This window comes from Komagataeibacter saccharivorans (assembly GCF_003207825.1).
Classification (GTDB): domain Bacteria; phylum Pseudomonadota; class Alphaproteobacteria; order Acetobacterales; family Acetobacteraceae; genus Komagataeibacter; species Komagataeibacter saccharivorans.
Genome location: NZ_NKTY01000001.1, coordinates 35,579 through 60,715, shown reverse-complemented (window position 1 = coordinate 60,715; position 25,137 = coordinate 35,579). Strand labels below are relative to the sequence as shown.

21 protein-coding genes and 3 tRNA genes are annotated in these 25,137 nt (G+C 61.7%); 19 read left to right on the top strand and 5 right to left on the bottom strand.

The window, feature by feature from the left end; genetic code table 11:
* Nucleotides 1-34: 34 nt before the first annotated feature.
* Together CFR79_RS00270 and CFR79_RS00265 are read right to left on the bottom strand one after the other, a co-directional pair.
* Nucleotides 35-916 (bottom strand): MBL fold metallo-hydrolase, encoded by an 882-nt coding sequence (locus CFR79_RS00270; RefSeq protein ID WP_110546374.1) that lies wholly within the window; start codon nt 914-916, stop codon nt 35-37.
* Nucleotides 897-3,701, bottom strand: coding sequence for a phosphoenolpyruvate carboxylase (locus tag CFR79_RS00265; RefSeq protein WP_110546372.1), 2,805 nt, complete (start codon nt 3,699-3,701; stop codon nt 897-899). Before CFR79_RS00265 ends, CFR79_RS00270 begins: the two co-directional genes overlap by 20 nt.
* Before the next feature lie 154 nt (nt 3,702-3,855).
* Between CFR79_RS00265 and CFR79_RS00260 the strand changes: the two genes are divergently transcribed.
* The 9 genes from CFR79_RS00260 to CFR79_RS00220 all read left to right on the top strand — a co-directional run bounded on the left by CFR79_RS00260 (nt 3,856) and on the right by CFR79_RS00220 (nt 11,870).
* Nucleotides 3,856-5,151, top strand: a complete 1,296-nt coding sequence (locus CFR79_RS00260; protein ID WP_102323302.1) for a DUF445 domain-containing protein — start codon at nt 3,856-3,858, stop codon at nt 5,149-5,151.
* Nucleotides 5,152-5,272: 121 nt separating this feature from the next.
* Nucleotides 5,273-5,740: an SUF system Fe-S cluster assembly regulator gene (locus CFR79_RS00255; protein WP_102323303.1), complete on the top strand. Its 468-nt coding sequence runs from the start codon at nt 5,273-5,275 to the stop codon at nt 5,738-5,740.
* Between the two features lie 23 nt (nt 5,741-5,763).
* Entirely contained in the window at nt 5,764-7,254 is a 1,491-nt protein-coding gene (gene sufB, locus CFR79_RS00250; RefSeq protein WP_102323304.1) for a Fe-S cluster assembly protein SufB, read from the top strand.
* Between the two features lie 15 nt (nt 7,255-7,269).
* Nucleotides 7,270-8,043, top strand: a complete 774-nt coding sequence (gene sufC / locus CFR79_RS00245; protein ID WP_102323305.1) for a Fe-S cluster assembly ATPase SufC — start codon at nt 7,270-7,272, stop codon at nt 8,041-8,043.
* Nucleotides 8,040-9,314: a Fe-S cluster assembly protein SufD gene (gene sufD / locus CFR79_RS00240; RefSeq protein WP_110546370.1), complete on the top strand. Its 1,275-nt coding sequence runs from the start codon at nt 8,040-8,042 to the stop codon at nt 9,312-9,314. The genes sufC and sufD overlap by 4 nt, the downstream gene beginning before the upstream one ends.
* On the top strand, nt 9,314-10,564 hold the full coding sequence (locus CFR79_RS00235; RefSeq protein WP_102324156.1) for an aminotransferase class V-fold PLP-dependent enzyme: 1,251 nt from the start codon (nt 9,314-9,316) through the stop codon (nt 10,562-10,564). The genes sufD and CFR79_RS00235 overlap by 1 nt, the downstream gene beginning before the upstream one ends.
* Nucleotides 10,565-10,570: 6 nt before the next feature.
* Nucleotides 10,571-10,999 (top strand): Fe-S cluster assembly sulfur transfer protein SufU, encoded by a 429-nt coding sequence (gene sufU / locus CFR79_RS00230; protein ID WP_102323307.1) that lies wholly within the window; start codon nt 10,571-10,573, stop codon nt 10,997-10,999.
* Nucleotides 11,000-11,006: 7 nt separating this feature from the next.
* Complete coding sequence (locus tag CFR79_RS00225) at nt 11,007-11,471, top strand: SUF system Fe-S cluster assembly protein (RefSeq protein ID WP_110546367.1); 465 nt, start codon at nt 11,007-11,009, stop codon at nt 11,469-11,471.
* Nucleotides 11,472-11,492: 21 nt separating this feature from the next.
* Nucleotides 11,493-11,870, top strand: coding sequence for a HesB/IscA family protein (locus CFR79_RS00220; protein WP_102323309.1), 378 nt, complete (start codon nt 11,493-11,495; stop codon nt 11,868-11,870).
* A 129-nt stretch (nt 11,871-11,999) separates the two neighbouring features.
* Here CFR79_RS00220 and CFR79_RS00215 read toward each other — a convergent pair whose 3' ends face one another.
* From CFR79_RS00215 to CFR79_RS00205, 3 genes are all read right to left on the bottom strand, one after another.
* Entirely contained in the window at nt 12,000-13,274 is a 1,275-nt protein-coding gene (locus CFR79_RS00215; protein ID WP_110546365.1) for a class I SAM-dependent RNA methyltransferase, read from the bottom strand.
* A gap of 29 nt (nt 13,275-13,303) precedes the next feature.
* Nucleotides 13,304-14,899: a DEAD/DEAH box helicase gene (locus CFR79_RS00210; protein ID WP_110546363.1), complete on the bottom strand. Its 1,596-nt coding sequence runs from the start codon at nt 14,897-14,899 to the stop codon at nt 13,304-13,306.
* Between the two features lie 212 nt (nt 14,900-15,111).
* A complete protein-coding gene (locus CFR79_RS00205) occupies nt 15,112-15,564 on the bottom strand; it encodes a CopD family protein (protein WP_102323312.1) in 453 nt (150 codons plus the stop codon).
* 137 nt (nt 15,565-15,701) lie between these two features.
* Here CFR79_RS00205 and CFR79_RS00200 point away from each other — a divergent pair, with 137 nt between their 5' ends.
* The 10 genes from CFR79_RS00200 (at nt 15,702) to CFR79_RS00155 (ending at nt 25,116) form a co-directional block, all read left to right on the top strand.
* Nucleotides 15,702-17,165, top strand: a complete 1,464-nt coding sequence (locus tag CFR79_RS00200; RefSeq protein WP_110546734.1) for an NAD(P)H-hydrate dehydratase — start codon at nt 15,702-15,704, stop codon at nt 17,163-17,165.
* An 81-nt stretch (nt 17,166-17,246) separates the two neighbouring features.
* A tRNA-Leu gene (locus CFR79_RS00195) sits at nt 17,247-17,331 on the top strand.
* 95 nt (nt 17,332-17,426) lie between these two features.
* On the top strand, nt 17,427-18,764 hold the full coding sequence (gene tig, locus CFR79_RS00190) for a trigger factor (protein ID WP_110546732.1): 1,338 nt from the start codon (nt 17,427-17,429) through the stop codon (nt 18,762-18,764).
* A gap of 265 nt (nt 18,765-19,029) precedes the next feature.
* Nucleotides 19,030-19,665, top strand: coding sequence for an ATP-dependent Clp protease proteolytic subunit (locus CFR79_RS00185; protein WP_102324159.1), 636 nt, complete (start codon nt 19,030-19,032; stop codon nt 19,663-19,665).
* Nucleotides 19,666-19,799: 134 nt separating this feature from the next.
* Entirely contained in the window at nt 19,800-21,059 is a 1,260-nt protein-coding gene (clpX, locus tag CFR79_RS00180) for an ATP-dependent Clp protease ATP-binding subunit ClpX (RefSeq protein ID WP_102323313.1), read from the top strand.
* 171 nt (nt 21,060-21,230) lie between these two features.
* Nucleotides 21,231-23,717 (top strand): endopeptidase La, encoded by a 2,487-nt coding sequence (gene lon, locus CFR79_RS00175; protein ID WP_102324160.1) that lies wholly within the window; start codon nt 21,231-21,233, stop codon nt 23,715-23,717.
* A 179-nt stretch (nt 23,718-23,896) separates the two neighbouring features.
* Complete coding sequence (locus CFR79_RS00170) at nt 23,897-24,184, top strand: HU family DNA-binding protein (RefSeq protein WP_102323314.1); 288 nt, start codon at nt 23,897-23,899, stop codon at nt 24,182-24,184.
* Nucleotides 24,185-24,268: 84 nt separating this feature from the next.
* Nucleotides 24,269-24,343 (top strand) — tRNA-Val (locus CFR79_RS00165).
* Nucleotides 24,344-24,384: 41 nt separating this feature from the next.
* A tRNA-Asp gene (locus tag CFR79_RS00160) sits at nt 24,385-24,461 on the top strand.
* Between the two features lie 289 nt (nt 24,462-24,750).
* On the top strand, nt 24,751-25,116 hold the full coding sequence (locus CFR79_RS00155) for an NADH-quinone oxidoreductase subunit A (RefSeq protein ID WP_102323315.1): 366 nt from the start codon (nt 24,751-24,753) through the stop codon (nt 25,114-25,116).
* The last annotated feature ends 21 nt before the right edge of the window (nt 25,117-25,137 follow it).

Sequence of the window (25,137 nt, the reverse complement as noted above, 5' to 3'; positions counted from 1 at the left end):
TAAAGAATTTCTGGAACGTCCCCTGACGGCGGACTCATTCTGATCGGGGTGTAATTCTAGCCCACTGGTTTTCCAGTAATGTGATCTTCCCGTCTTCCAGTAGCTTTTCCAGATGGGCATGCAGGTTAAGCCGGGCCGCACGGCGCAGGCCGGGCCGCAGGTTATGGTACATGCTGTCCACGATCTCATCGAGTGTGCGCGGACTGTCCGGCAGAAGGGCCAGAATGCTTTCCTCGCGCGCGGTCCTGTGGGCAACCAGCCCTTCAATGCATGTTTTTACATGCGGTATGGCAGGGCCATGGGCAGGCAGAAGCAGGTGGCTCTCGCGCCGCAGCAGATAGTCCATGCTGTCCAGAAACTGCCGGACCGAGCCATAGGGGGCGGGGGGCACCATGGTGGTGGACCACCCCATGACGTGATCGCCGGTGAAGATGATCCCGTCCGCCGTTTCCAGACAGATATGGTCGGTGGCGTGCCCCGGTGTGTGCAGCACGCGCAGGCCGGCGATCCGGTCGCCATCATGCAGGCCGATGTCGGGTGTGAATTCCGGTTCGGCGCTCAGATGAAAACCACATACGGGCACGCCCAGCCGCGCGCCTAGCGGGCGGGCGCCATCAAGGTGGTCGTGATGGGTGTGGGTCAGGATAATGTGGGTTACGCGGCGGTCGCCTGCAGCCCTGACCAGAGCATCCAGATGGGCGGGGGCATTGCTGCCGGGATCGATGATCGCGCAGCCTGCGTCATGATCCACCAGCCAGCTATTGGTGCCATTTCCCGTCATCGGGCCGGGATTATGCGCGACAACCCGCCTTATGGTGGCTGATTGCGGCAGCGCCACGCCATAAGGGGGCGGCGGTTCACTGATCCGCCACCCGTTGCGTGACGCGACGCGGTCCTCAGCCAAAGGCGCCGACATGGTGCATGACGCCGGCGCTGATTTCCCGTGTCATCTGGAACAGTCGCTGCATGGGTTCAAAAACCTCGGTGTATTCACGACTATAGGTACCTTCCTGCCGGGGGCCGTGCGGTTCGTGGAAATCGAGGTCAAAACTGCCATCGGACCGGTAGGGGAATATCTGTTCCAGTTCGGTCAGCACGTTCGGCACTTCAAGGCAAAGTACCTTCATGGTCAGCACATCACGGGTAAAGGCATGCCGGGGCGAGAAATAGGGTATCCGTGTTGAAAGCAGCCAGATCTGTTCGATGATGGCGATACGGATGGCATGCAGCAGCAGTTCATCGGGCTGCATGCGCGGTGCTTCGGGCCATGCACGGCGCAGCGCCAGATGGTCGGACTGGATGCGGCGGAACATGGCCTGTGTGCTGGCCCAGAAATCAAGGTTTTCCAGACCGTGCATAAGCGACAGGCATGATTCCTGACGTGCCGGGTCTTTCTGCGCGGTGGCGCGTTCCAGCCACAGATCGGGGTCCAGCAGGCGGATGACACCGCGCAGCACGCCATGGTCGGAATGGGCCAGCGCATGGGCGGCAAAATCCATGGCGCGGCGGAAGCGCGGGCTTTCGGCCAGGTATTTTTCAAATGTTTCAGGATGACGGGCCGCCGCCGTACCCAGCCCCTGCAGCGTGTTCGCGCACCACGCAAGCTGTTGCAGGATGGCGTTATTGGGGATGGCCCGCAACTGGCTGGGATGCTTGATGCGGGTGATGGTGGAGGCGGCATCGCTCTGCCGCGCGGAAGGACGCGAACCGGTCTTGTCGATCAGCGATGGCCCGAACGCCCCCAGCAGCGCGGCATAGCCGGGGTCTTCCACCAGTGCGGTCATGCCATTGGCGATGGTGGAGAAGAAATCGGCCGAGAAGTCAGGTTCGTCATAAACCGGGTCGCGGTCGAGCGACGTGGTGGCAAAGGCGTGTTCGGCAATGATGCTGACCGTCGCATCCGCAAGCGCCTGCGTGCCGAACAGCAGGTAGCCGTCACCCCCCTGAAAGGCTGTTTCCTCGCGCATCTGGATGCCTGCGCGGATATAGCGGGCGCGGGCGTGCGGCGGGGAAAGATAGTCGAAACGATCCGCCAGCCGGTAGGGATGCGCGCCGCGACCGATGCTTTCGCCATGCGTGTCGAACAGGATCACCTCTACAAAGGCGAGATCCCATTTGCGCAGCAGGTCGCACACCTTGATGCGCAGCCGTTCGATCAGATATGTGGCCGCGAGCTGGCCGACATAACGCCCCGAATCGGAAAAGCCGAACTGAAGGCTGAGCTTGCGCGTGCGGTGCAGGTAGGCGCGCCAGTGGGGGGAGCGCAGGGCTTCCTCAATGATCTGTTCGCCATTTTCCAATGCCTCCTGCGTTTCAAACAGGGGCGAAATCTCGATCATGTCGTCCACGCCATACAGGCGGGCAAGCCACAGCGCGGTCAGAAGCGTGTAGCCGGTTTCGGTTTCGGCGATCAGGAAACGGATGGGGCTGGTACGGTCGATATGGCGCAGGATCTGGCGCACCGTCATCATGAGCCGCCCGGCGCTGGCCTGTTCCATGAGCAGGGAGCCGAAATCGATCTCGATGGGGGTGACGCCATCCAGCGCTTCGTTCATGCGGCTGATCAGGGCGCGCCGCTGGGCGGGAATATCGGGGTTGTCGGTAATGTTCAGCCGCTGGCGGGCGATATTGTGCAGTTGTGTCGCGTTCAGGCGGGTATGGGTGTGCGCTGCGGCCAGCCCATGCGCCATGAAGCCCGCGCGCGCGACGGCAAGGGTCATCTTGTCTTCAGGTGTTGCGGCGTCGATGGCTTCACCAAAGGCGGCGCTCAGGTCGTTGCTGCTGGTCAGCGCTTCCGCGCTGCGGTTGATCAGCACATCGGCAAAGCGCGATACGGCTTCTGGATCCGCATCGGTGGGGCAGGCGGCGATCTGGTCGGCAACGGCGTCGAGTGCCGTGCGCACGCGCTGCTGCAGGTCATTGGCGCAGGATGTAACGGGTTCGATCTGGTCATGCAGGCGCGAAAGCTGAAGCTGCTTCATGCGCAGGCGCAGGCGCAGCGTGTCCCACCAGCCGATATCGGTCCGGCCATCAGTGTCGTAACCAACCCAGCTTGTCATGATGATGGGACGCGGGGCCAGGGTAAACCAAAGTTGCGGCCAATGGCTGCGCGCTTCGGACAGCAGGATCGTGTTCAGCCGGTCCAGTGCGTTGCGTCCACGCAGGATGGCCTGCGTGGCAAGGCTGAATTCCTCATCCAGCGTGGGTGGTCCGGCGCGGCGATGGGTCAGGAAGGCCGGGACATGCGCGGGCGGCGCGTCAGGATTGGCGGAGGCGAGTTCGGCCAGTGCCTCATAGACCGGATTGGCCAGCGCGAAGGTAGGGTGGGCGGTAAAGACGGCGGCGAAGCGGCTGCGTTCGATCGCGGCGCGGAAGCGGGCGATGGGCACCGGGCTGTCATCGGGGTCGGGCTGCACGATGTGCTGCGCGACCGTGTGCATGCGGGTGTTGACCGTCTGGTCGTCCGGGCTGTCCAGATAGGTGGCGATATGGTGCGCGCGCCCGGCAAAGGCGCGGTCACGCAGCAGGCGCACGATTTCTTCCACCTGTCCTACCAGCAGGTCGCCACTGGCCATCTGCCGGCTGATCTGGCGCGCAAGCGCCATGACCGGGCTGCCCGATGCGGTTTCGTCATGGCTGGCGATCAGTCGATCGGCCTGCGCGAGCAGATCGGACACATTCCGGGCAGCGGCTTCGGTCATGGTGTTGTCCTGTCATGGAAGTTCGTCATGGTTTTCACCAAATCCCATGTTCGGATGCGCGCTGCAATGTCTGGCGTATCATATTCACGTCTATTTGGCGTGTTGTGACGAGTGTTGCTTGGGCTGGAGGGAAGACAATGGTATCAGTAACTTCATGAACGGTATTCCACAGTCGGACCAGGATGCGCGGCGGATACTGCAGCGCTACAAACGGTCCGCCACCGGCCTGCTGGCTGGCATGGCCGCGTTGACGGTGGCGGGTTACGCCCTGCCGCAGATGGGCTGGCTGGCTGAACGGCCATGGCTTGAAATCCTGCGCTCCGGCACGAAGGCGGGGGTGGTGGGTGGTCTGGCCGACTGGTTCGCCGTGACGGCCCTGTTCCGCAGGCCCATGGGGCTGCCGATTCCGCATACCGCCATCCTGCCCGCGCAGAAAGAACGGCTGGCGCAGGCGCTGGGGCGGTTCGTATCCACCAATGTCTTTACGGAAAAGGAAGTCGCCGCCGCCTTCGCGCGGATCGACCTGCCATCCCTGATCGGAACCATCCTGCAGGAGCCGGAAACGGCGGAGATGGTCAACCGCGCCGTGCTGGGTTCCGTGCCGCATATGCTGGACCGGCTGGAAGACGGGCGCGCAAGCCTTGCCATCGCCCGGATGCTGCCGGTACTGCTGGGGGGGGAGGAAATCGCCCCCATCATTACCCGCAGCCTGCGCGCCATGGTGGAAGGTGACTGCCATCAGGAAGTGCTGTCCTTCCTGCTTTTGCGGCTGAAGGAAGGGCTAAAGGCCAAGGAACCCGCCCTGCGCGCCATGATCGAGGATCGTGTGCGTGAGCAGGGGGGCAGGGTGCTGGGCTGGGCGATTGGCGGTTCGATCGCCACCAAGGTCCTGCTGGCCGCCAGTCAGGAACTGGACCGCGTCGACCCGCAGAATTCGGAACTGCGTGAGGGATTCACCACATGGGTCCGCACGGAAATCGACCGGATCGAGCAGGATGCGGAACGGCGGCGCGAAATCACGGACGCCGTGCTGGGCGTGCTGACGCATGACAGCGTGCGCGGCTGGAGCGGCGATGTCTGGCGCCGCCTGCGCCGCATGATCGAGGAGGATATGCGCAAGGGGGAAACAAGCTGGGTTGCCTCCCTCGTGCGCGATGCACTGCACCGGCTGTCGGAGCAGATGTATCATGACCCCGGCATGCGCAAGCGCATCAATGATGGCGCGCGGGGCATGATCATGGGCAGCCTGCCCTTCCTGCGGGACAGGATGTCGCGTTTTATTTACTCGGTGGTTAACGGCTGGGATGCCGACAGCCTGAGCGAGCGGCTGGAGCTCAGGGTAGGCAAGGATCTCCAGTATATACGGCTGAATGGCACGCTGGTGGGTTTTCTGGCCGGGTGTGGCCTGTCCGTGCTATTGGAACTGATATTCGGAACCGGGATCGGGTAAGGCATGGCCGTAGTGTACGATAGGACTTGACGACGCACGGCTGGTGGCCCATCTGAGACTTCATGAAACAGTACTGTTTCGGTCCAAATAGAAACCCGGGCCAGACGTACGGGAGAATGGAATGCTGAAACTGTCGAAACTGACCGATTATGCCGTGGTGGCGCTGGTCCGGCTGGGGCAGAAGGACGAAGTCACGACTTCGCCTGTCCTGTCGCGTTCGACGGGCATTCCCGAACCGACGGTGGCCAAGGTACTCAAGATTCTGGCAACGCAGGGCATCGTGATCTCGCAGCGCGGCGCACGCGGCGGCTACAGGCTGGCCTACCCGCTGGAGGAAATCTCCATCGCGGCGGTGATCCAGGCCATTGACGGCCCCATTTCCCTGACTACCTGCGTGGACGGGGGGGAATGTGATGCGCGCTCCACCTGCGGGCTGGGCGGGCAGTGGGACATGGTCAACGCCGCCATCCGCAACGCGCTATCAGCCATCACGCTGGCCGATATGAAGAACCATACAGTCCTCGACAGGCTGGGCGGACTGGGCAATCCCGCGCCATCCATGCTTGTCGGACCCGAGGCCACGGCCTGAAACAAGGGGGAGAGGAAAGAGACATGCCGGCAGTAGCCGAAACCCGCAAGGCGGTCGAAACCCTGGGACAGAGCACCTATAAATGGGGGTTCGAAACCGATATCGAAATGGATATCGCGCCCAAGGGCCTGAACGAAGATACGATTCGCCTGATTTCCAGCCGCAAGCAGGAACCGCAGTGGCTGCTGGAATGGCGGCTGAAGGCGTACCGGTCATGGCTGGAAATGCGCGAGCCGACATGGGCGAAGGTCCATCATCCCCCCATCGACTATCAGGACGTGCATTACTACGCCGCACCGCGCAAGAAACCCGGCCCCAAATCGCTGGAGGAGGTCGATCCGGAACTGCTGCGCACATATGAAAAGCTTGGCATCCCGCTGCATGAACAGGCGATGCTGGCTGGTGTGGAAGTGCCCGAAGGTCAGGAAGCCCGCGCCCCCGTGGCGGTCGATGCTGTATTCGACAGTGTTTCGGTCGCCACCACCTTCCGCAAGACGCTGCAGGAAGCCGGCGTGATCTTCTGCCCGATTTCAGAAGCGGTGCGCGAGCATCCCGAACTGGTGCGCCAGTATCTGGGCAGCGTGGTGCCGGTGACGGACAATTTCTACGCGGCATTGAATGCGGCAGTATTTACGGACGGTTCATTCGTCTACGTGCCCAAGGGCGTGCGCTGCCCGATGGAACTGTCCACCTATTTCCGTATCAATGCGCGTAATACCGGGCAGTTCGAACGCACCCTGATCGTGGTGGAGGACGGTGCGTCCGTCTCCTACCTTGAAGGATGCACCGCGCCGATGCGCGATGAAAACCAGCTTCATGCCGCCGTGGTCGAACTGGTGGCGATGGATGATGCCTCCATCAAGTATTCCACCGTGCAGAACTGGTATCCCGGTGATGAAAACGGGAAGGGCGGCATCTACAATTTCGTGACCAAGCGCGGCGCATGCCGTGGCGCGCGGTCCAAGATTTCATGGACGCAGGTGGAAACCGGCTCGGCCATCACGTGGAAATATCCGTCGTGCATCCTGCAGGGCGAGGGATCGGTGGGCGAGTTCTATTCCGTCGCCGTGACCAACAACCACCAGCAGGCCGATACCGGGACCAAGATGATCCATATCGGGCGCAACACGCGTTCGACCATCATCGCCAAGACCATCAGCGCGGGCCAGTCCGACAGCACCTATCGCGGGCTGGTGCGGATGATGCCCAAGGCATCGGGCAGCCGCAACTTCACCCAGTGCGACAGCCTGCTGATCGGTGATCGCTGCGGGGCGCATACCGTGCCCTATATCGAAAGCCGCAACATGTCCGCGCGCGTGGAGCATGAGGCGACCACTTCCAAGATATCGGAAGACCAGTTGTTCTATTGCCGCCAGCGCGGCCTGTCGGAAGAAGACGCGGTCGGGTTGATCGTGAACGGGTTCTGCAAGGACGTTCTGAAGGAACTGCCCATGGAATTCGCGGTGGAAGCCCAGAAGCTTCTGCAGATCAGCCTTGAAGGCAGCGTGGGCTAACAGGGATTGAAAGACGTGAGCAAGCAATTCGTAAGCATTGATGGCCTGTGCGCCCGCATTTCGGACGGTGGGACCCATAAGGAAATCCTGCGCGGTGTCGACCTGCAGATTCCGGCGGGTGAGGTCCATGCCATCATGGGCCCCAACGGGTCGGGCAAGTCGACCCTGTCCTATGTACTGGCGGGCCGTGAGGACTACGAAGTCACGGGCGGCGGCGCCACGTTCAAGGGGCAGGACCTGCTGGCCCTTGAGCCAGAGGAGCGCGCAGCCCTTGGCCTGTTCCTCGCCTTTCAGTCCCCTGTGGAACTGCCGGGTGTGAACAACGCCAATTTCCTGCGTACTGCCGTCAATGCGGTCCGCCGCGCGCGCGGGCAGGAAGAGCTGGATGCGGTGGCTTTCCTCAAGGCCGTGCGCAAGGAAACCAAGCATCTGTCCATGTCGGACGAGATGCTCAAGCGCAATGTGAATGTCGGCTTTTCGGGCGGTGAGAAGAAGCGCAACGAAGTGCTGCAGATGCGCATGCTCCAGCCTTCCTTCGCCATTCTGGACGAAACGGATAGCGGACTGGACATCGACGCGCTGCGGATCGTGGCCGAAGGCGTGAATTCCCTGCGCGCACCGGATTTTTCCGCCCTTGTCATCACCCATCACCAGCGCCTGCTGGACTATATCGTCCCGGACCGCATCCATGTGATGGCCAGGGGCCGCATCATTCATAGCGGTGGCCCGGAACTGGCCAAGCAGCTTGAGGCGCAGGGCTACGCGCGCTTCCTGGCGGAGGCAGCGTGAACGCCATCACACCGGTCGGGGTCAATGCCTCAGCCTTCCTTGACCGGGGTGCGGTGGATGCCGGGGTAAAGCAGCGCACGGCGGCGGATTTCCTGCGCCATGCGGGGCTACCCCGCGCGGGTGTGGAGGCATGGAAATACACCAGCCTGCGCGCGCTGGCGGATGTGCCTTTCGCAACCGCTCAGCGGGATGTGGATGGCGCCACGGTTGATACCCTGCTGGCGGAGGTGGAGACGATCTCCGGCCTCGGTGCCGGTGCTGACCGGGTTGTGTTCGTAAACGGCTATTTCGATGCCGCCCGCTCACGTCTGCCCAAGGGTGTGAAGGTATCAACGCTTGCTCAGTCGGGCGCGGTTCAGGACGATATCGACCCGGTAGGCGATGTTACGACGGCGCTGAATACCGTCATGGCGCGCGACGGTCTGGTGCTGGTCGTGCCCGATGGGGTTGATGCAGGCTGCCTGCTTCTGGCCAGTATCGGGCTGACGGCGGAAGATGCGCCGGTATCCTTCCACCCGCGCCATCATATCCGTGTGGAAAAGGGCGGCAGGCTGGCGGTGCTGGATGCGGCGGTGGGGCAGGGATATTACCTGCACAATCCGCTTTATGACATCGTGGTTGCGGATGACGCCTATCTGTCCCATGCGCGGATTCAGGCTGAAGACCGGCAGGCGCTGCATCTGGCCGTCAGTCATGCGCGCATTGCGGCGGCGGGCGTATATGACAGTTTTACCCTCACGCTGGGGGGCAGCCTGTCGCGGCATGAAGTGCATGCGGCGCTGACGCAGGCCGGGGGAAGCGTGCATGTCAATGGCGCACAGTTGCTGATGGGCCACCAGCATGGCGACCTGAGCAGTGTGATTACCCATGCGGCCCCTGAGTGCATATCCCGGCAGACGGTCAAGAATGTCCTGTCGGATCAGGCGCGCGGTGTGTTTCAGGGCAAGATCCTGGTGGACCGGATCGCCCAGAAAACCGATGGCTACCAGATGAATCAGGCGCTTCTTCTGTCGGACGGTGCTGAAATCGACGCCAAGCCCGAGCTTGAAATCTATGCCGACGATGTAAAATGCAGTCATGGCGCTACCGTGGGGGCGCTGGATGATGACCAGCTTTTCTACCTGCGCAGCCGTGGCATTTCAGGCGAGGCTGCGCGGTCCATCCTGATCCGCGCCTTCCTGCACGATGTGGTGGACCAGATTGATGACCAGCGGCTGAAAGACAGTCTCAACCTTGCTGTAGAAGCTTGGTGGAAGCGGGAAGCAGCATGATGGACCAGATGGTGACCGGTAAGACCGATGCGGGTAACAGCCTGCGGCATGTCCGGGCGGATTTTCCCATCCTGTCACAGAAAGTGCATGGCAAGGACCTTGTATTTCTGGACAGCGCCGCGTCCGCGCAGAAACCCCGGCAGGTCATCGACAGCATGGCCGACACCATGCGCACCCAGTATGCCAATATCCATCGTGGCCTGTACTGGATGAGCGAACGGACCACCGAAGCGTATGAAGCCGTGCGCGATCAGGTTGCGGCGTTTCTGGGTGCTGGCGCGCGGGAAGAAATCGTTTTCACCCGCAACAGCACCGAGGCCATCAATCTGGTGGCCCATTCCTATGGTTCGCTGCTCCGGCCGGGGCAGGTGGTGCTGGTGTCCGAGATGGAGCATCACGCCAACCTCGTGCCATGGCAGATGCTGCGTGAGCGCATGGGTATCGAACTGCGCGTTACCCCGGTAACGGATGATGGTGCGCTGGATATGGATGCGCTTGGCCGCAACCTGTCCGATGGGCGGGTGGCGCTGGTTGCGATCACCCATATGTCCAACGTGCTGGGCACGATTACCGATGCCCGCGCCATTTCGGACATGGCGCATGCCGCAGGCGCGAAGGTGCTGTTCGATGGCAGCCAGCTTGCGGTCCATCGCCGGGTGAACGTGCGCGAACTGGATGCCGATTTCTATGTCGTGACCGGGCACAAGCTGTATGGTCCGACAGGGATTGGCGTGCTGTGGGCACGGCGCGAGATACTGGAGGAAATGCCCCCCTTCCTTGGTGGTGGCGACATGATTGCCAGCGTCTCGTTCGAGCGTTCGACATGGGCACACGTGCCGCACAAGTTCGAGGCCGGGACACCCGCCATTATCGAGACCATTGGACTGGGCGCCGCCCTTTCCTATATCGAATCCATCGGGTTCGACCGGATCGGTGCGCATGAAGATGCGCTGACGGCCCATGCGCTGAAGGTGCTGGGGCAGGTCAGCGGCCTGAAGGTGGTCGGGACCGCGCCGCAGCGCGGGGGTGTGATTTCATTTACCATGGCGGACGTTCATCCACATGATATCGCCACCCTGCTGGACCGGAACGGGATCGCCGTGCGGGCGGGTCATCACTGTGCCGAACCGCTCATGCGCAGGCTGGGCCTGTCGGCTACGGCGCGGGCCAGTTTTGGCATTTACACCACGCCCGAGGAAATCGACATGCTGGCCGCGACGCTGGAACAGATACGCGGCTTTTTTGTCTGACGTGTGATGGCGCAGGACGATCTGTATCGCACCGTTGTGCTGGAACGGGCCAAAACGCCCCGCCATGCCGGTAAACTGGATATCGCCAGCCTGCATGCGCAGGGGGTGAACCCGCTTTGTGGGGATCGCGTGAACCTGCATGCGCAGGTCGATACCCATGGCCGTATCGGGCAGGTGCGGCATGAAACACGGGGATGCGCCATCTGTGCCGCATCTGCTGACCTTATGGCCGAACGGGTCATGGGGCAGGACACGGCACAGGTGAAACGGATTCACGCCGCGCTGGCCACGGCGGTCGAAACGGGCGAGGCCCCGGATGGACTGGGTGAGCTTTCGGTTTTTGCACCGCTGCACCGGCATCGTTCGCGCATCCGTTGTGCGATGCTGCCGTGGTCGGCCCTGATTGATATGCTCAATGACGATAAAGACAGGTGAAGGTCTCATGGACGAGAAAAATCAGGTAGAGCCCGCCGCCATCGGCATGGCTGAGGGAGCCGGGCATTTCTCCCTTGAGGCCAATGATGACGCATCGCTGGAAAAGACCGACCCCGTCTCGGCCTGGACGCCCGATGGGGAACAGCCGGTCACCCCCGCTACTGGCGGTTCGCCCGATGAAGATAGCGTCATTGCGGCGATTGCTACGGTGTATGACCCGGAAATCCCGGTCAACATATATGAACTGGGCCTGATCTACGCCATCGACCTGCATGATGATGGTTCGGTCAAGGTTGAAATGACCCTTACGGCCCCGAACTGCCCCAGCGCGCAGGAACTGCCCCTGCAGGTGAAGGAAGCCGTGGAGAAGATCGATACGGTCACCAGCGCAACAGTTGAAATCGTATGGGAACCGCCGTGGGACATGTCGCGTATGAGCGAAGATGCCCGCCTTGCCCTGAACATGTTCTGAACCCAGCAAGGGGAACGTGCCATGACTGAACAAAGCACCACCACGACCACTGCCCCCCGCCGCCGTGCGCTACCGCCGCTTATGTCCCTGACCGAGCGGGCGGCACAGCGGCTGGAAAAACTGTACCAGACCAACCATGCCGGACATCTGCTGCGCATCGCGGTTTCCACCAAGGGCTGTTCCGGCCATGCCTACGACATGACCTTTGTGGAACAGGCCGGTCCCGGTGATGAGGTGGTTGTGGACAAGGGCGTTACCCTGCTGGTCGACCGCAAGGCGACGCTGTTCCTGATCGGCTCAGTGATGGATTATGAGGTCAGGCAGCTCGAATCCGGTTTCACCTTCAGCAACCCCAATGAAAAGGGCCGCTGTGGCTGCGGCGAGAGCTTCCACGTCTGAGGCGCGCCCTTATAGGGGCAGCCACAGGCAATCCGCATGCGCATGTGGATGATGGACTGAATACCGGTTCAGAAAACATTGTGGGGATCGGTCGGGGAAAAACATTTCCTCGACCTCGCCCAGCCTGATCTAACGGCGGTTCAGTCTCGTCGTGCTAGGCAGGGTCAGTACGCATACGGATTCGACTTCCGCTGACCACAGGAACTGGTCGATGACCGTCAGGCTTTCCAGCCGGTAGCCCATCTGCTGCAACGGCGTCAGGTCGCGTTGCAGGGCAGCGGGATTGCAACTGACATAGATGATGTGGCGTGGTTTTCCCGCCACGATCTGCGCCATCTGTGCACCGGCCCCAGCATGCGGGGGGTCTAGCACCACAGCTCCCGCACGGCCCAGTTCGGTGGCCATGACAGGCTGACGGTTGAGATCACGCAGGGCAGGCAGTACCCGCGTGCCGCCACTGGCCTGTTTCAGGCAGGCAAATGCCGCCCGATCGCCTTCATAGGCCAGAACCTTGGCGTGCTGCGCCAGCGCAAAGGACAGCGTGCCGCAGCCAGCGTAAAGCTCGATAATCCCGGCTTTCAGGCCCTTGCGGGGCAGCCCGGCCAGAACGGCAGCCTTGATGGCGTCCTCTCCCTCGCGGGAGGGTTGCAGGAACGCACCCGGTGGCGGCACGACACGTGCCGTATCAAAATGATGAAAGACCGGACCGGTAAGGGCAAGCGTTTCCGGCGGCTGGGTGCGCAGGGAAATACGCGGTATGCCATGTGTCTTGCTGAACTGCGCCAGAATACGGCGGTCATTGGCGTCCGGCGTGCCATCCATGGCAATCAGCAGGTCAGGACCGCTATCCAGCAGGTTGATCTGGATATCCCCACCCGCATGCACCGCAGGCAGGGAATGGAGCATCTGACGCAGCGGGTCGAGCAGCGCGAAAATCGCCGGGTCCAGCAGGGCGCATTCCGTCATGTCCACCACATCGCCCCGGCGGCGGTGCAGGCCCAGCACGATCTGTCTGTCCACCCGGCGGAACGCCAGATCGACGCGCCGCCTGCCATGGGGGCTGACCTGTCGGGTAGCGGGGGCGGGAAGGGTGGTGAAACCGGCACGTTTCAGTGCTTCGGTTACACGTGACGCTTTCCATGCCATCATGGCAGGTAGCGCCATGTGCTGAAGGCGGCAGCCACCACAGGTCCCGAATAGTGAACATACCGGCGTTACGCGGTCGGGGCCCGGCGTCACGACCTGTTCCAGCACACCCTGCGTACCGGTCTGGCTGGCCAGCACGATTTCGTCGCCCGGCATGGTGCCGGGCACGAATACCCGCCCCTGTGGGGTCTGGGCTATGCCATCCCCATCATTGCCAAGCGCCACCACCCGGATGGCCTCGGCTCCTGAATTTTCCATTACTCTTGTTGCCTGAACGCGCTGGCTGATTATTCGTCAGCCGGGATCACGGGCTTCTCACGGCGCGGAAGCTGCATGAAGGCCGGGATGTCATCACCGAATCCGGTAACCGCCATGTCCGGTGCGGCAGGCAGCAGGCCGGAATCGCGCCGGTTGGGCGCGGACGAAGCCGTATTGGCCGCGGCATCAGGCTTGCGGCCCCTGCCACGCGGCGCAACCGGCGCTTCGGTTGCCGGTGGTGCAACCGGTGCGGCTGCCGGGGCCTGCTGCTGGGCGGCAGGTGCTGCAGCCTTGCGACGGCCCGTGCCCTCGTTACGGGGCTTGCGCCGTCCATTGGCGGGACGCGGTTCGTCAGACCATTCGAGATTATCCACGCCTTTGACCTCGATTCGGGGGATGGGCTTACCCGTCAGCTTCTCGATGGCCTGTACCAGACCTTCTTCATCCGGGGTGGCCAGACTGTAGGCGTGTCCGGTGCGGCCCGCACGTCCGGTGCGGCCGATCCGGTGCACATAATCTTCGGCATGGAAGGGCACGTCGAAATTGAACACGTGCGACAGACCGCCAATGTCGATTCCGCGCGCCGCGATATCCGAACAGACCAGTATCTTCAACTCGCTGTTCTTGAAGGATTCAAGGGTGGAAAAGCGGACCGACTGCGGCAGGTCGCCATGCAGGGCACCTGCCGAAAAGCCGTGCTTGATCAGCGATTTGCACAGGATATCCACGTCGCGCTTGCGGTTGCAGAACACGATGGCGTTCTGCATGTCCGCTTCCCGCAGCAGCTTGCGCAGGGCGCGGCGCTTGTCCTGGGTATCGACAATGGCAAGGCCGGTTTCGATGGTGGTGGCGACGGAAGAGGGACGGCTGACTGTGATTTCCTTCGGGTTGCTCAGGAACATGTCAGCCAGACGGCGGATTTCCGGCGCCATCGTGGCGGAGAAGAACAGCGTCTGCCGCATGGGCGAGAGCATGCTTACGATCTTCTCGATATCGGGAATAAATCCCATGTCCAGCATGCGGTCCGCTTCGTCGATCACCAGCAGCTTCGTCTGGGTCAGCAGCAGCCCGCCGCGTTCGAACAGGTCGATCAGGCGACCCGGCGTCGCGATCAGCACATCCACGCCACGGTTGAGCACTTCTTTCTGCTCGGCCATGCTTTCGCCACCGATCAGCAGCGCGTGGGTCAGCTTGAGGTGCTTGCCGTAATTGACAAAATTCTCCGCGACCTGAAGGGCGAGTTCACGCGTCGGCTCCAGAATCAGCGAACGCGGCATCCGCGCCCGGGCACGGGAGCCGGACAGGATTTCAAGCATCGGCAGCGTGAACGATGCGGTCTTGCCCGTGCCGGTCTGGGCTACGCCCAGCACATCACGCCCCATCAGTACATAGGGGATGGCCTGTGCCTGAATGGGGGTGGGATGACGGTATCCCATCTCATCAATGGCGCGCTGGATGGGTTCGGACAGGCCGAGTTCGGAAAACAGGGGCTGGGCCTGCTCCGCGGCGGCTGTTTCTGCTGGCGTATCAATGGGGGCAGCCCCGTCGGTGCTGGCGGCGGGGGCCGGGGCTGCCGCCGTCTTTGCGGAACGTGTCGGGGCGGGGGAAGTTTTTTTGGCGCTCAAATTACTCTCGAACGTATCAGCAGATGAATATGGCCCCGTCCGATTGCCACCGTGTCGCGCTGTATCAGGCTGCCGTCCCTGATGTACCTGCAGCAATGCAGGGAAGGGGAGTGTAACACGGCGGGGACAGGCCCCTCACGCGCCACATTCCCCGTGCCTATCTACCTTTGCAACGGAAATCAAGGGGGCGTGATGGTGGTGCCCCCGTAATTTCAGAAAGGATGGGCAAGGCAGGCGGCTACGATGGTCAGCACGCCCAGTCCGGTATTGAGGATGACAAGGGAGCGGATCGAATCGAACATGCCCTGCTGCGGGCGAATGGCGCGACGGGCCTTCTGGAAGGGGCCGAAGTAGATGCGCGCGAACACGCCCGCCATGATCAGGCCCAGAAGCTGCATGAGGTTGATCTGCCATGGGACGACTGCAAACCCGCCATCATGAAAAATCAGGAGCCACCCCGTAATCAGTACCGTAGGCATGGTATGCCAGACGATGCGGAAGAAGCGGTTCAGCGTCTGCAGATGGATGGAGGCGCGCTGGGTGGCGTCAAGCAGGCCAAGGCTGGGTTTGAGCACAAAGGCCGCATAGATCATGCCACCGATCCATGCCGCCATGCCGGTGATGTGGAGTGCGAGCACAAGGCTCCAGACTATGGAGTGGGACACGGGGCCTCCTTGCCGGGGTCGGGGAATAACGAAAACGGCGCATCATGCGCGGGCACGATGCGCAGCGCTTGTTTCCCCATTCCTGTAACATGTGCAAGGGCGGTTTCGCAGTCAAAGTTGTTGGGAAGGGGGATGCAATGCCCACAGACGAACGTAAGCAGGCCGCGGTTCGCGCCCGCCTGCTCCTGCCTGATCCGACGGAAATGGGCCATGTCGATGCCGCCGCCGCGCGCAGCGTGCCTGTGGCGGTGCTGATGGAAAATGCGGGCCGCGCCGTCGCACGCGCCATTCGCCAGCATGTTCGGCCATGCCGGGTACTGGTGCTGTGTGGGCCGGGCAATAATGGGGGGGATGGTTACGTTGCTGCGCGCAGGCTGGCGGAACAGGGCTGGCCGGTGGCCGTAGCATGCCTTGCCCCGCCGCATGCAGGCGGGGATGCCGCCCACGCCGCCGCGCAATGGGGCGGGCCGGTCGTGGCCTTCACGCCCGAAAACGCCGCGCGTTTTGATCTGGTGGTTGATGCCATATTCGGTGCCGGGCTGAGCCGCGATGTGGAGCCGGATGTGGCCCGTGTGCTGGCTGCGGCGTCGCGTATCGTCGCCATTGACACCCCGACCGGGGCGGATGGGGCCACCGGGGCCGTTCGTGGCTATGCGCCACAGGCGGAAATGACGGTCACGTTCTGCCGCCTCAAGCCGGGGCATCTGCTGCTGCCGGGGCGTACGCTGTGCGGTCGCACCGTGCTGGCCGATATCGCCATCCCGGAGACAGCGCTGGACTCCGTGCCGATTCGGACATGGCGCAACGAACCCGGCCTGTGGCGCACGCCCGTCTGCACGGTGGACAGCTATAAATACAGCCGTGGCGTTGTGAGCATCTGCGGCGGGCGCGACATGCCGGGGGCTGCCCGCCTGTCGGCGGCTGGTGCGCGGGCAGCCGGCGCGGGGCTGGTGCGGCTGGCCGTGGGGGACAGCGCCCCCGTCTACCGTATGACCGCGCCGCCGGGGCTGATTGTCGATTCCGGCCCGTTGGCGGAGTTGCTGGAGGATTCGCGCCGTCATGTATGGGTATGTGGTCCCGGCCTGTCCGTGGATGAGGTGGCTACGACCTTTTCCGTGCTGACGGATGCCGGGCGGGAAGTGATCGCCGATGCCGGAGCCTTCGCCATGGCGGCGGGGCAGCCTGATCGCCTGCGCGGTGCCGCGATCATAACCCCGCATATCGGTGAGTTCACCCGCGTGTTCGGCAGGCCGGGGGCGGACCGTATCGCAGCCGCCCGGCAGGCGGCGGACCGGACCGGGGCGGTTACGGTACTCAAGGGGCCTGACACCATTATCGCGGCACCCGATGGTCGCGTTGCGATCAACGCCCATGCCACCCCCATGCTGGGCACGGCCGGGTCGGGCGATACGCTGACGGGAATCATCGCAGCCCTCCTTGCGGCGGGCATGCCACGATGGGAAGCGGCATGCGCGGGCGTATGGATACATGGCGACGCCGCCCTGCATGCGGGTGAATGGCCCGTGGCCGAGGCGTTCGATGCCCATGTAGGGGCCGCGCGGGCGCGGGCGGAGGCGCAGGCGGAAAAACTTTTCGGCTGAAAACGCCATTCCTTTTCCCTTGGGATCTTGCCCGATGTCCGATGGTGCGCTAAAGCCGCGCGCTTACAGCCTGGGCACAGTGCGGGCGTGGTGGAATTGGCAGACACGCCAGATTTAGGTTCTGGTGACGCAAGTCGTGGGGGTTCAAGTCCCTCCGCCCGTACCAAGATCCCGGCAAGTCGCGTTATGCGAACAGACGTGGTGGCCCGAGCGGCCTCTTGCGTTCTTTGACACGTTCTGACCGAGAGGATGGCCTGGCAGATGCAGGTTACTGAAACGCTTTCCGAAGGCCTGAAGCGCGGGTTCACCGTTACGGTGCCGGCAGCGGGAATCGAGAGCAAGCGCACCGCGCGCCTGAAAGAAGTTGGACAGTCCATGAAGCTGCCGGGCTTCCGCCCCGGAAAGGTGCCGATGAGCATCCTTCAGCAGCGTTTTGGCGAATCTGTTCAGGGCGAGGTTCTGGAGCAGGTCGTAAGCGAAGCGACCCGCACCCTGCTGGACGAGCGCGGCCTGCGTCCCGCCATGCAGCCGAAGGTTGACGTGGTGTCCGGCGATGCGCCCGGCAGCACGGATGACCTGAAGTTCACGGTCGAATTCGAGGTTCTGCCCGAAATCACCATTCCCGACCTGTCCACCCTGTCTCTGGAACGCCTCAAGTCCGAGGTGAATGCCGAGACCGTGGACAAGGCCCTGAAGGAAATCGCCGGTCGCCAGCGCGAGTTCGAGAAGGTCGAGGAAGACCGTCCCGCCGCCAGCGGTGATGTGGTGTCGGTTGACTTCGTCGGCAAGGTCGACGGCGTGGCGTTCGATGGCGGTTCCGCCGACGACGTGAATGTCGAGATCGGCGGCGCGGGTTTCATCCCCGGTTTCGCCGAGCAGATCGAAGGCATGAAGGCCGGTGACGAAAAGGTGATCACCGTGACGTTCCCCGCCGATTACGGCGCGGAGCACCTTGCAGGCAAGGAAGCGACCTTCGACATCAAGGTGCGTGAACTCAAGCGCCCGATCGAAGCGAAGATCGACGATGATCTGGCCAAGAAGCTCGGCTTCGAAGGTCTGGAACAGGTCCGTGACCTGATCAGCAAGCAGGTCGGTCAGGAATACGAACAGCTTTCCCGCCTGCGCCTGAAGCGCGAACTGCTGGACAAGCTGGCTGAAAAGACCGATTTCCAGGCGCCCCCCGCCATGGTCGATGCCGAGTTCGACCAGATCTGGTCCCGTATCGAGGAAGACCGCAAGGCGGGCCGTCTCGATGAGGAAGACAAGGACAAGGACGAGGACACGCTGCGCGCCGACTATCGCAAGATTGCCGAACGCCGCGTGAAGCTGGGCCTGCTGCTGGCTGAAATCGGGCGTGTGAACAACATCACCGTCACGCCGGACGAGATGATGCAGGCCGTCCGTGCGGAAGCTTCGCGCTACCCCGGTCAGGAACAGGCCGTGTTCGAGTTCTTCAGCAAGAACCCGCAGGCGGCTGATGGGCTGCGCGGCCCGATCTTCGAGAACAAGGTCATCGACTACATCGTCGAGCTGGCCAAGGTCGAAGACAAGGTCGTGACGCCGGAAGAACTGGCTGAAATGCCGGAAGCTGACGTCTGATCCGCTTCCGCGTCATAGATGGCCCATACGGCGCACGGAAGGTCACTTCCGTGCGCCGTATGTGTTTGCAGGCAGGTGATCGCGCGCAGATTGTGGAACCCGTTTCCGGCAAAAAGACAGGAATGGGGTGGTATCTGGCGTGTTTGTCTCTATTTTGTCATAAGCAACCGGGAAGGAGCCGACTGCATCCATAATGTCCGTGCGCCCATGCGGCGGGCAGGAAACGCGGATCGACTCCTTGCTTTTCAGGATCGGGAATATGGCTATGAGGGATCGGGATCCCGTAGAGATCTTCAATAATGCTCTGGTGCCGATGGTGGTGGAGCAGACCTCCCGCGGGGAACGGGCATTCGACATCTATTCCCGCCTTCTGCAGGAACGGATCATCTTTCTGACCGGACCGGTCTACGATCAGGTGTCGGCGCTGGTGTCCGCCCAGCTGCTTTATCTGGAAAGCGTGAACCCCGGCAAGGAAATCTCGTTCTATATCAACAGCCCCGGCGGCGTTGTGTCGGCCGGGCTCGCGATTTACGACACCATGCAGTACATCCGCTGCCCCGTCAGCACGGTGTGTATCGGACAGGCTGCGTCCATGGGGTCGCTGCTGCTGGCAGGTGGTGAGAAGGGGCGGCGATTCGCCCTGCCCAACGCCCGCGTCATGGTGCACCAGCCTTCGGGCGGGGCGCAGGGACAGGCCAGCGACATCGAGATCCAGGCCCAGGAAATCCTGACCATCCGCAAGCGCCTGAACGAGATTTACAACGAGCATACCGGCCGTACGCTTGAGGAAATCGAGCAGAAGCTGGAACGCGACAGCTACATGTCGGCGGAAGAAGCGCAGGCATTCGGTATCGTGGATGAAGTCGTCCGCCGTAACACGGCCCCAAAAACGGCGGAATAACCGGCAATCAGGGGAAGCGTGCACGCAGGCGCGCTTCCCGCCCGCAAGGGTTCGGGTCACCTGCGGCGTGCCGGGATGTTGCAGTCCGGCTGCAAGGTATGGAGAAGTTCCCCTCTGTGGGAATAGGAGCGGTTATGAATAACAAATCCGGCGATTCCAAAAATACGCTTTACTGCTCGTTCTGCGGCAAGTCGCAGCACGAGGTCCGCAAACTGATCGCCGGTCCCACCGTGTTCATTTGCGATGAATGCGTCGAGCTGTGCATGGATATCATCCGTGAGGAGCACAAGACGCATCTGGTCAAATCGCGCGATGGCGTGCCCACTCCGCGGGAAATCTGCAAGATCCTTGATGATTACGTCATCGGGCAGGGGCATGCGAAAAAGGTTCTCTCGGTCGCGGTGCATAACCACTACAAGCGGCTGGCCCATGCCCAGAAGAACAATGATGTCGAGATTGCAAAATCCAACATCATGCTGATCGGGCCGACCGGTTCGGGCAAGACGCTTCTGGCCCAGACCCTTGCGCGTATCCTTGACGTGCCGTTCACCATGGCTGACGCCACCACCCTGACCGAAGCCGGTTACGTTGGTGAGGATGTGGAGAACATCATCCTCAAGCTGCTGCAGGCCGCGGATTACAATGTGGAGAAAGCCCAGCGCGGCATCGTCTACATTGACGAAATCGACAAGATTTCCCGCAAGTCGGACAATCCCTCCATCACGCGTGACGTGAGCGGTGAAGGTGTGCAGCAGGCGCTCCTCAAGATCATGGAAGGCACCGTCGCCTCCGTGCCGCCGCAGGGCGGGCGCAAGCATCCGCAGCAGGAATTCCTGCAGGTCGATACCACCAACATGCTGTTCATCTGCGGTGGCGCGTTTGCCGGTCTGGACAAGATCATCAGCGCGCGCGGCAAGGGATCCGGCATCGGGTTCGGGGCGGATGTGCAGTCCCCCGACGAACGCCGGATGGGTGCCGTGCTGCGCGATGTCGAGCCGGAGGATCTGCTGAAATTCGGTCTGATTCCCGAATTCATCGGTCGTCTGCCGGTCGTGGCGACGCTGGAGGATCTGGACGAAGCTGCCCTGATCGAGATCCTGACCAAGCCCAAGAACGCGCTGGTCAAGCAGTATGCCCGCCTGTTCCAGATGGAAGACGTGCAGCTTACCTTCACCGAGGACGCGCTGCGTCAGGTGGCCCAGCGCGCCATTGCCCGGCGCACCGGCGCCCGTGGCCTGCGCGCCATTCTGGAAAGCATCCTGCTGTCGACCATGTTCGACCTGCCCGGCCTGAAGAATGTCGAGGAAGTTGTCGTCAACAAGGAAGTGGCGGAAGGCAAGGCGCAGCCGGTCTACGTGTATGGCAAGAACCAGCCGACCGAACAGTCGGCCTGAGGCCCCCGGCGCGGCCTGGTCTCTCCGCTGAAATGGCACCACCGGGGTTGTGGTGGTGCGGCGTCGTGACAACATGAAGCTTTAAGGTTGTCGCATATGCGGCGCAACGGATGGGCAGGCCGCCAGGGCGGGTGTCCATCCGGGATCGTCCATCAGGAGGTCGAACATAATATGTCTGAAACTGACAGACTGAATCCCGTCCCCGAAGGGACGGACCCCATCGAAAACAAGGCAGCAGCACAGGTACCCGCAACGCGCGAGCCCGAGGAAGTCGAAAACGGGCACGACACGATGGCCGTGCTGCCGCTGCGTGATATTGTCGTTTTCCCGCACATGATCGTGCCGCTGTTCGTCGGGCGTGAGAAATCCGTCCGCGCGCTGGAAGCCGTAACGCGCAGCGACAAGCAGATCCTGCTGGTCGCGCAGAAGAACGCCGCGCAGGATGACCCTACGCCGGATGACATCTATCGTTACGGTACGGTCTCCACCATCCTGCAGTTGCTCAAGCTGCCAGACGGCACGGTGAAGGTGCTGGTCGAAGGTGGCCGCCGCGCCCACATTACGGCGCTGCATGAAATCGATGGTCATTTCGAGGCCGAGATCGAGGACGTGCCGGAGCAGGAGAGCGACGGCAAGGAAGCCGAAGCGATCGGCCGCACGCTGATTGGTCAGTTCGAGCAGTATATCAAGCTGAACAAGAAGATCGCACCCGAGGTGCTGGTCTCCCTTAACCAGATTGATGATCTGTCCAAGCTGGCGGATACCATTGCCAGTCATCTGAACCTGAAGATTCCCGAAAAGCAGGAAATCCTTGAAATTCAGGACGTGAACGCACGTCTGGAACGGGTTTTTGCGCATATCGAAGCCGAAATCGGCGTGCTGCAGGTGGAAAAGCGCATCCGTAACCGCGTGAAGCGGCAGATGGAAAAGACGCAGCGCGAGTACTACCTGAACGAGCAGCTCAAGGCGATCCAGAAGGAACTGGGTGAAGGTGAGGACGGGAAGGACGAGACCGCCGAGCTTGAGGAAAAGATCGCCAAGACCAAGCTGAGCAAGGAAGCGCGCGAAAAGGCGGTGGCCGAGCTGAAGAAGCTGCGGAGCATGAGCCCGATGTCCGCCGAATCGACGGTGGTGCGCAACTATCTCGACTGGATTCTGGGCATCCCGTGGAAGAAGCGTTCCAAGGTCCGTCATGACCTGTCGGAAGCCCAGCAGGTCCTTGATACGGATCATTATGGTCTGGAAAAGGTCAAGGAACGCATCATCGAGTATCTGGCCGTGCAGAGTCGCGCGCAGAAGCTCAAGGGGCCGATCCTGTGCCTCGTGGGGCCGCCGGGTGTTGGCAAGACCTCGCTGGCAAAGTCCATCGCCAAGGCGACGGGGCGGCAGTATGTCCGCATGTCGCTGGGCGGGATGCGTGACGAAGCCGAAATCCGGGGCCACCGTCGTACCTATATCGGCTCCATGCCCGGCAAGATCATTCAGGGCATGAAGAAGGCCAAGACCTCAAACCCGCTGTTCCTGCTGGACGAGATCGACAAGCTGGGCGCCGACTGGCGCGGTGATCCGTCCTCCGCATTGCTCGAAGTGCTGGACCCCGAACAGAACGCCACTTTTGGCGATCACTATCTGGAGGTCGATTACGACCTGTCGGATGTGATGTTCATTACCACGGCCAACAGCCTGAACATGCCCCAGCCCCTGCTGGATCGCATGGAGATCATTCGCCTGTCCGGGTACACGGAAGACGAAAAGGTCGAGATCGCGAAGCGTCACCTGCTGTCCAAGCAGACGGCGGCGAACAATCTCAAGCCGGGCGAATGGTCTGTTTCCGATGATGCGCTGCGGGAACTGATCCGCAGCTACACGCGTGAAGCGGGCGTGCGTAACCTTGAGCGCGAAATTGCGACACTGGCCCGCAAGGCAGTGACCGAAATCGTGACCGGCAAGGCGAAGACCGTGGCGATCACGGCTGAAAACCTTGAGAAATACGCAGGGGTAAAGCGGTTCCTGCACGGGGAGACCGAGTCGGAAGACATGGTCGGAGTCGTGACGGGACTGGCCTGGACCGAGGTGGGGGGAGAAATCCTGACCATCGAAAGTGTGATGGTGCCGGGCAAGGGCAACATCAAGCTGACCGGCAAGCTGGGCGATGTGATGAAGGAAAGCGTAGCTGCGGCCCTTTCCTACGTCCGCAGCCGCGCTGTTACGTTCGGGATCAGCCCGGACCTGTTTGAAAAGCGTGACCTGCATGTGCATGTGCCCGAAGGGGCTACGCCGAAGGATGGTCCGTCGGCGGGTATCGCCATGGCGACATCGCTGGTCAGCGTGATGACGGGCATTCCCGTGCGCCGGGAAGTGGGCATGACGGGGGAAATCACCCTGCGTGGCCGCGTGCTGGCCATTGGTGGGCTTAAGGAAAAGCTGCTGGCGGCCCATCGTGCGGGGCTGACGACCATCTTCATCCCCAAGGATAACGAGAAGGACCTGATCGACATTCCCGATGTCGTGAAGACCGCGCTGACCATCCTGCCGGTTTCCCATGTGGATGAGGTGATTGGTCAGGCGCTGGTGCACAAGCCTGAGCCGATCGAGTGGACGGAACCGGTAACACCGGCTGATACCGCAAGCACGGCAGCGCCCGCGTTGACGCATTAGTCAATATCGGGCAGAGGCTACGGCGCAGAATTGTCGTGCAGAAGGAGAATGACGGATTTCTCTGTCATTCCTCCAATTCTGTTGGTTGACGTGAGACAAAACAGCGGCATAGTGCGTGCAGAAATGCGGCGCGACTTTTGAATGATTGCGTAGGCGCACAGTACAAAGAAAGGCGTAAAATGGAGAAGCCACTTAACAAGCAGGAACTCGTTGCTGCGGTAGCCGAGGAAGCCGATCTGGCGAAGGCAAAAGCCAGCGAAGTGGTTGATGCGGTTTTCGGTGCGATCGAAAAGGCGCTGGCAAACAAGCAGGAAGTCCGTCTGGTCGGTTTCGGCACGTTCGTGACGGCGACCCGCAAGGCAGCCAAGGGGCGTAACCCCCGCACGGGTGAGCCGCTGGACATTCCGGCTTCCACTTCCGTCCGTTTCAAGCCGGGCAAGAACCTGAAGGAAGCTGTCAGCAAGTAAGGCTGACTGATTTTTCAGGAAAAAAAGAAGGGGCAATCCATTTTTTGGGTTGCCCCTTTTTTTGCAATCGCTTAGTAGGGTCGCGGGCGATTAGCTTAGCGGTAGAGCATCTCGTTTACACCGAGAGGGTCGGCGGTTCGATCCCGTCATCGCCCACCATATTCCCTCGTTCCGCATTGCGGGGCAGGGGCACACACCATGCGGGTGTAGCTCAGTTGGTTAGAGCGCCGGCCTGTCACGCCGGAGGTCGCGGGTTCGAGCCCCGTCACTCGCGCCACGTGGTTATCCGGTTTTTCCGGCAGACACGCCAGACGCTTCAGCGCTGGCGTTTTTTTGTGCCTTCAATCAGGTGGCACACGGGAAAATGAGAACAATAAACCGTGCGTAAACAAATATTCACGCAATATTGACGTATCCGGTCCTGTATCTATCCTCACAGTAATGTTCCTGAAAGAACACGGTTAAGTAACTGTTCCCTGCACCACGTTGGGTCTAGCATCCCCGAAGCCACACATAAGTCGATAAAGACACGCAGATGGCTTCTTAACAGGTTGGGAACACGGAACATGCATCCCGTTATCACTGATTATTTGCCCGTGCTGATATTCGGGTGCATTGCGGTGGTCATCGCTGGCGCGATGCTGGGCAGTTCGCTGCTGTTTGGCCACCAGAAACCCTATGCCGAAAAAACGTCGGCTTACGAATGCGGTTTCGAGGCTTTTGATGATGCGCGCCACCGCTTTGATGTGCGGTTCTATCTGGTCGCGATCCTGTTCATCATTTTCGACCTTGAGGTCGCATTCCTCTTCCCATGGGCAATGAGTCTATCGCGGATCGGGTGGTTTGGTTTCCTGTCCATGATGGGTTTTCTGGGCGTTCTGGTGGTTGGCTTCATCTATGAATGGAGCAAGGGCGCGCTGGACTGGGATTGAGCATGACAAGCGGAGGCGCAC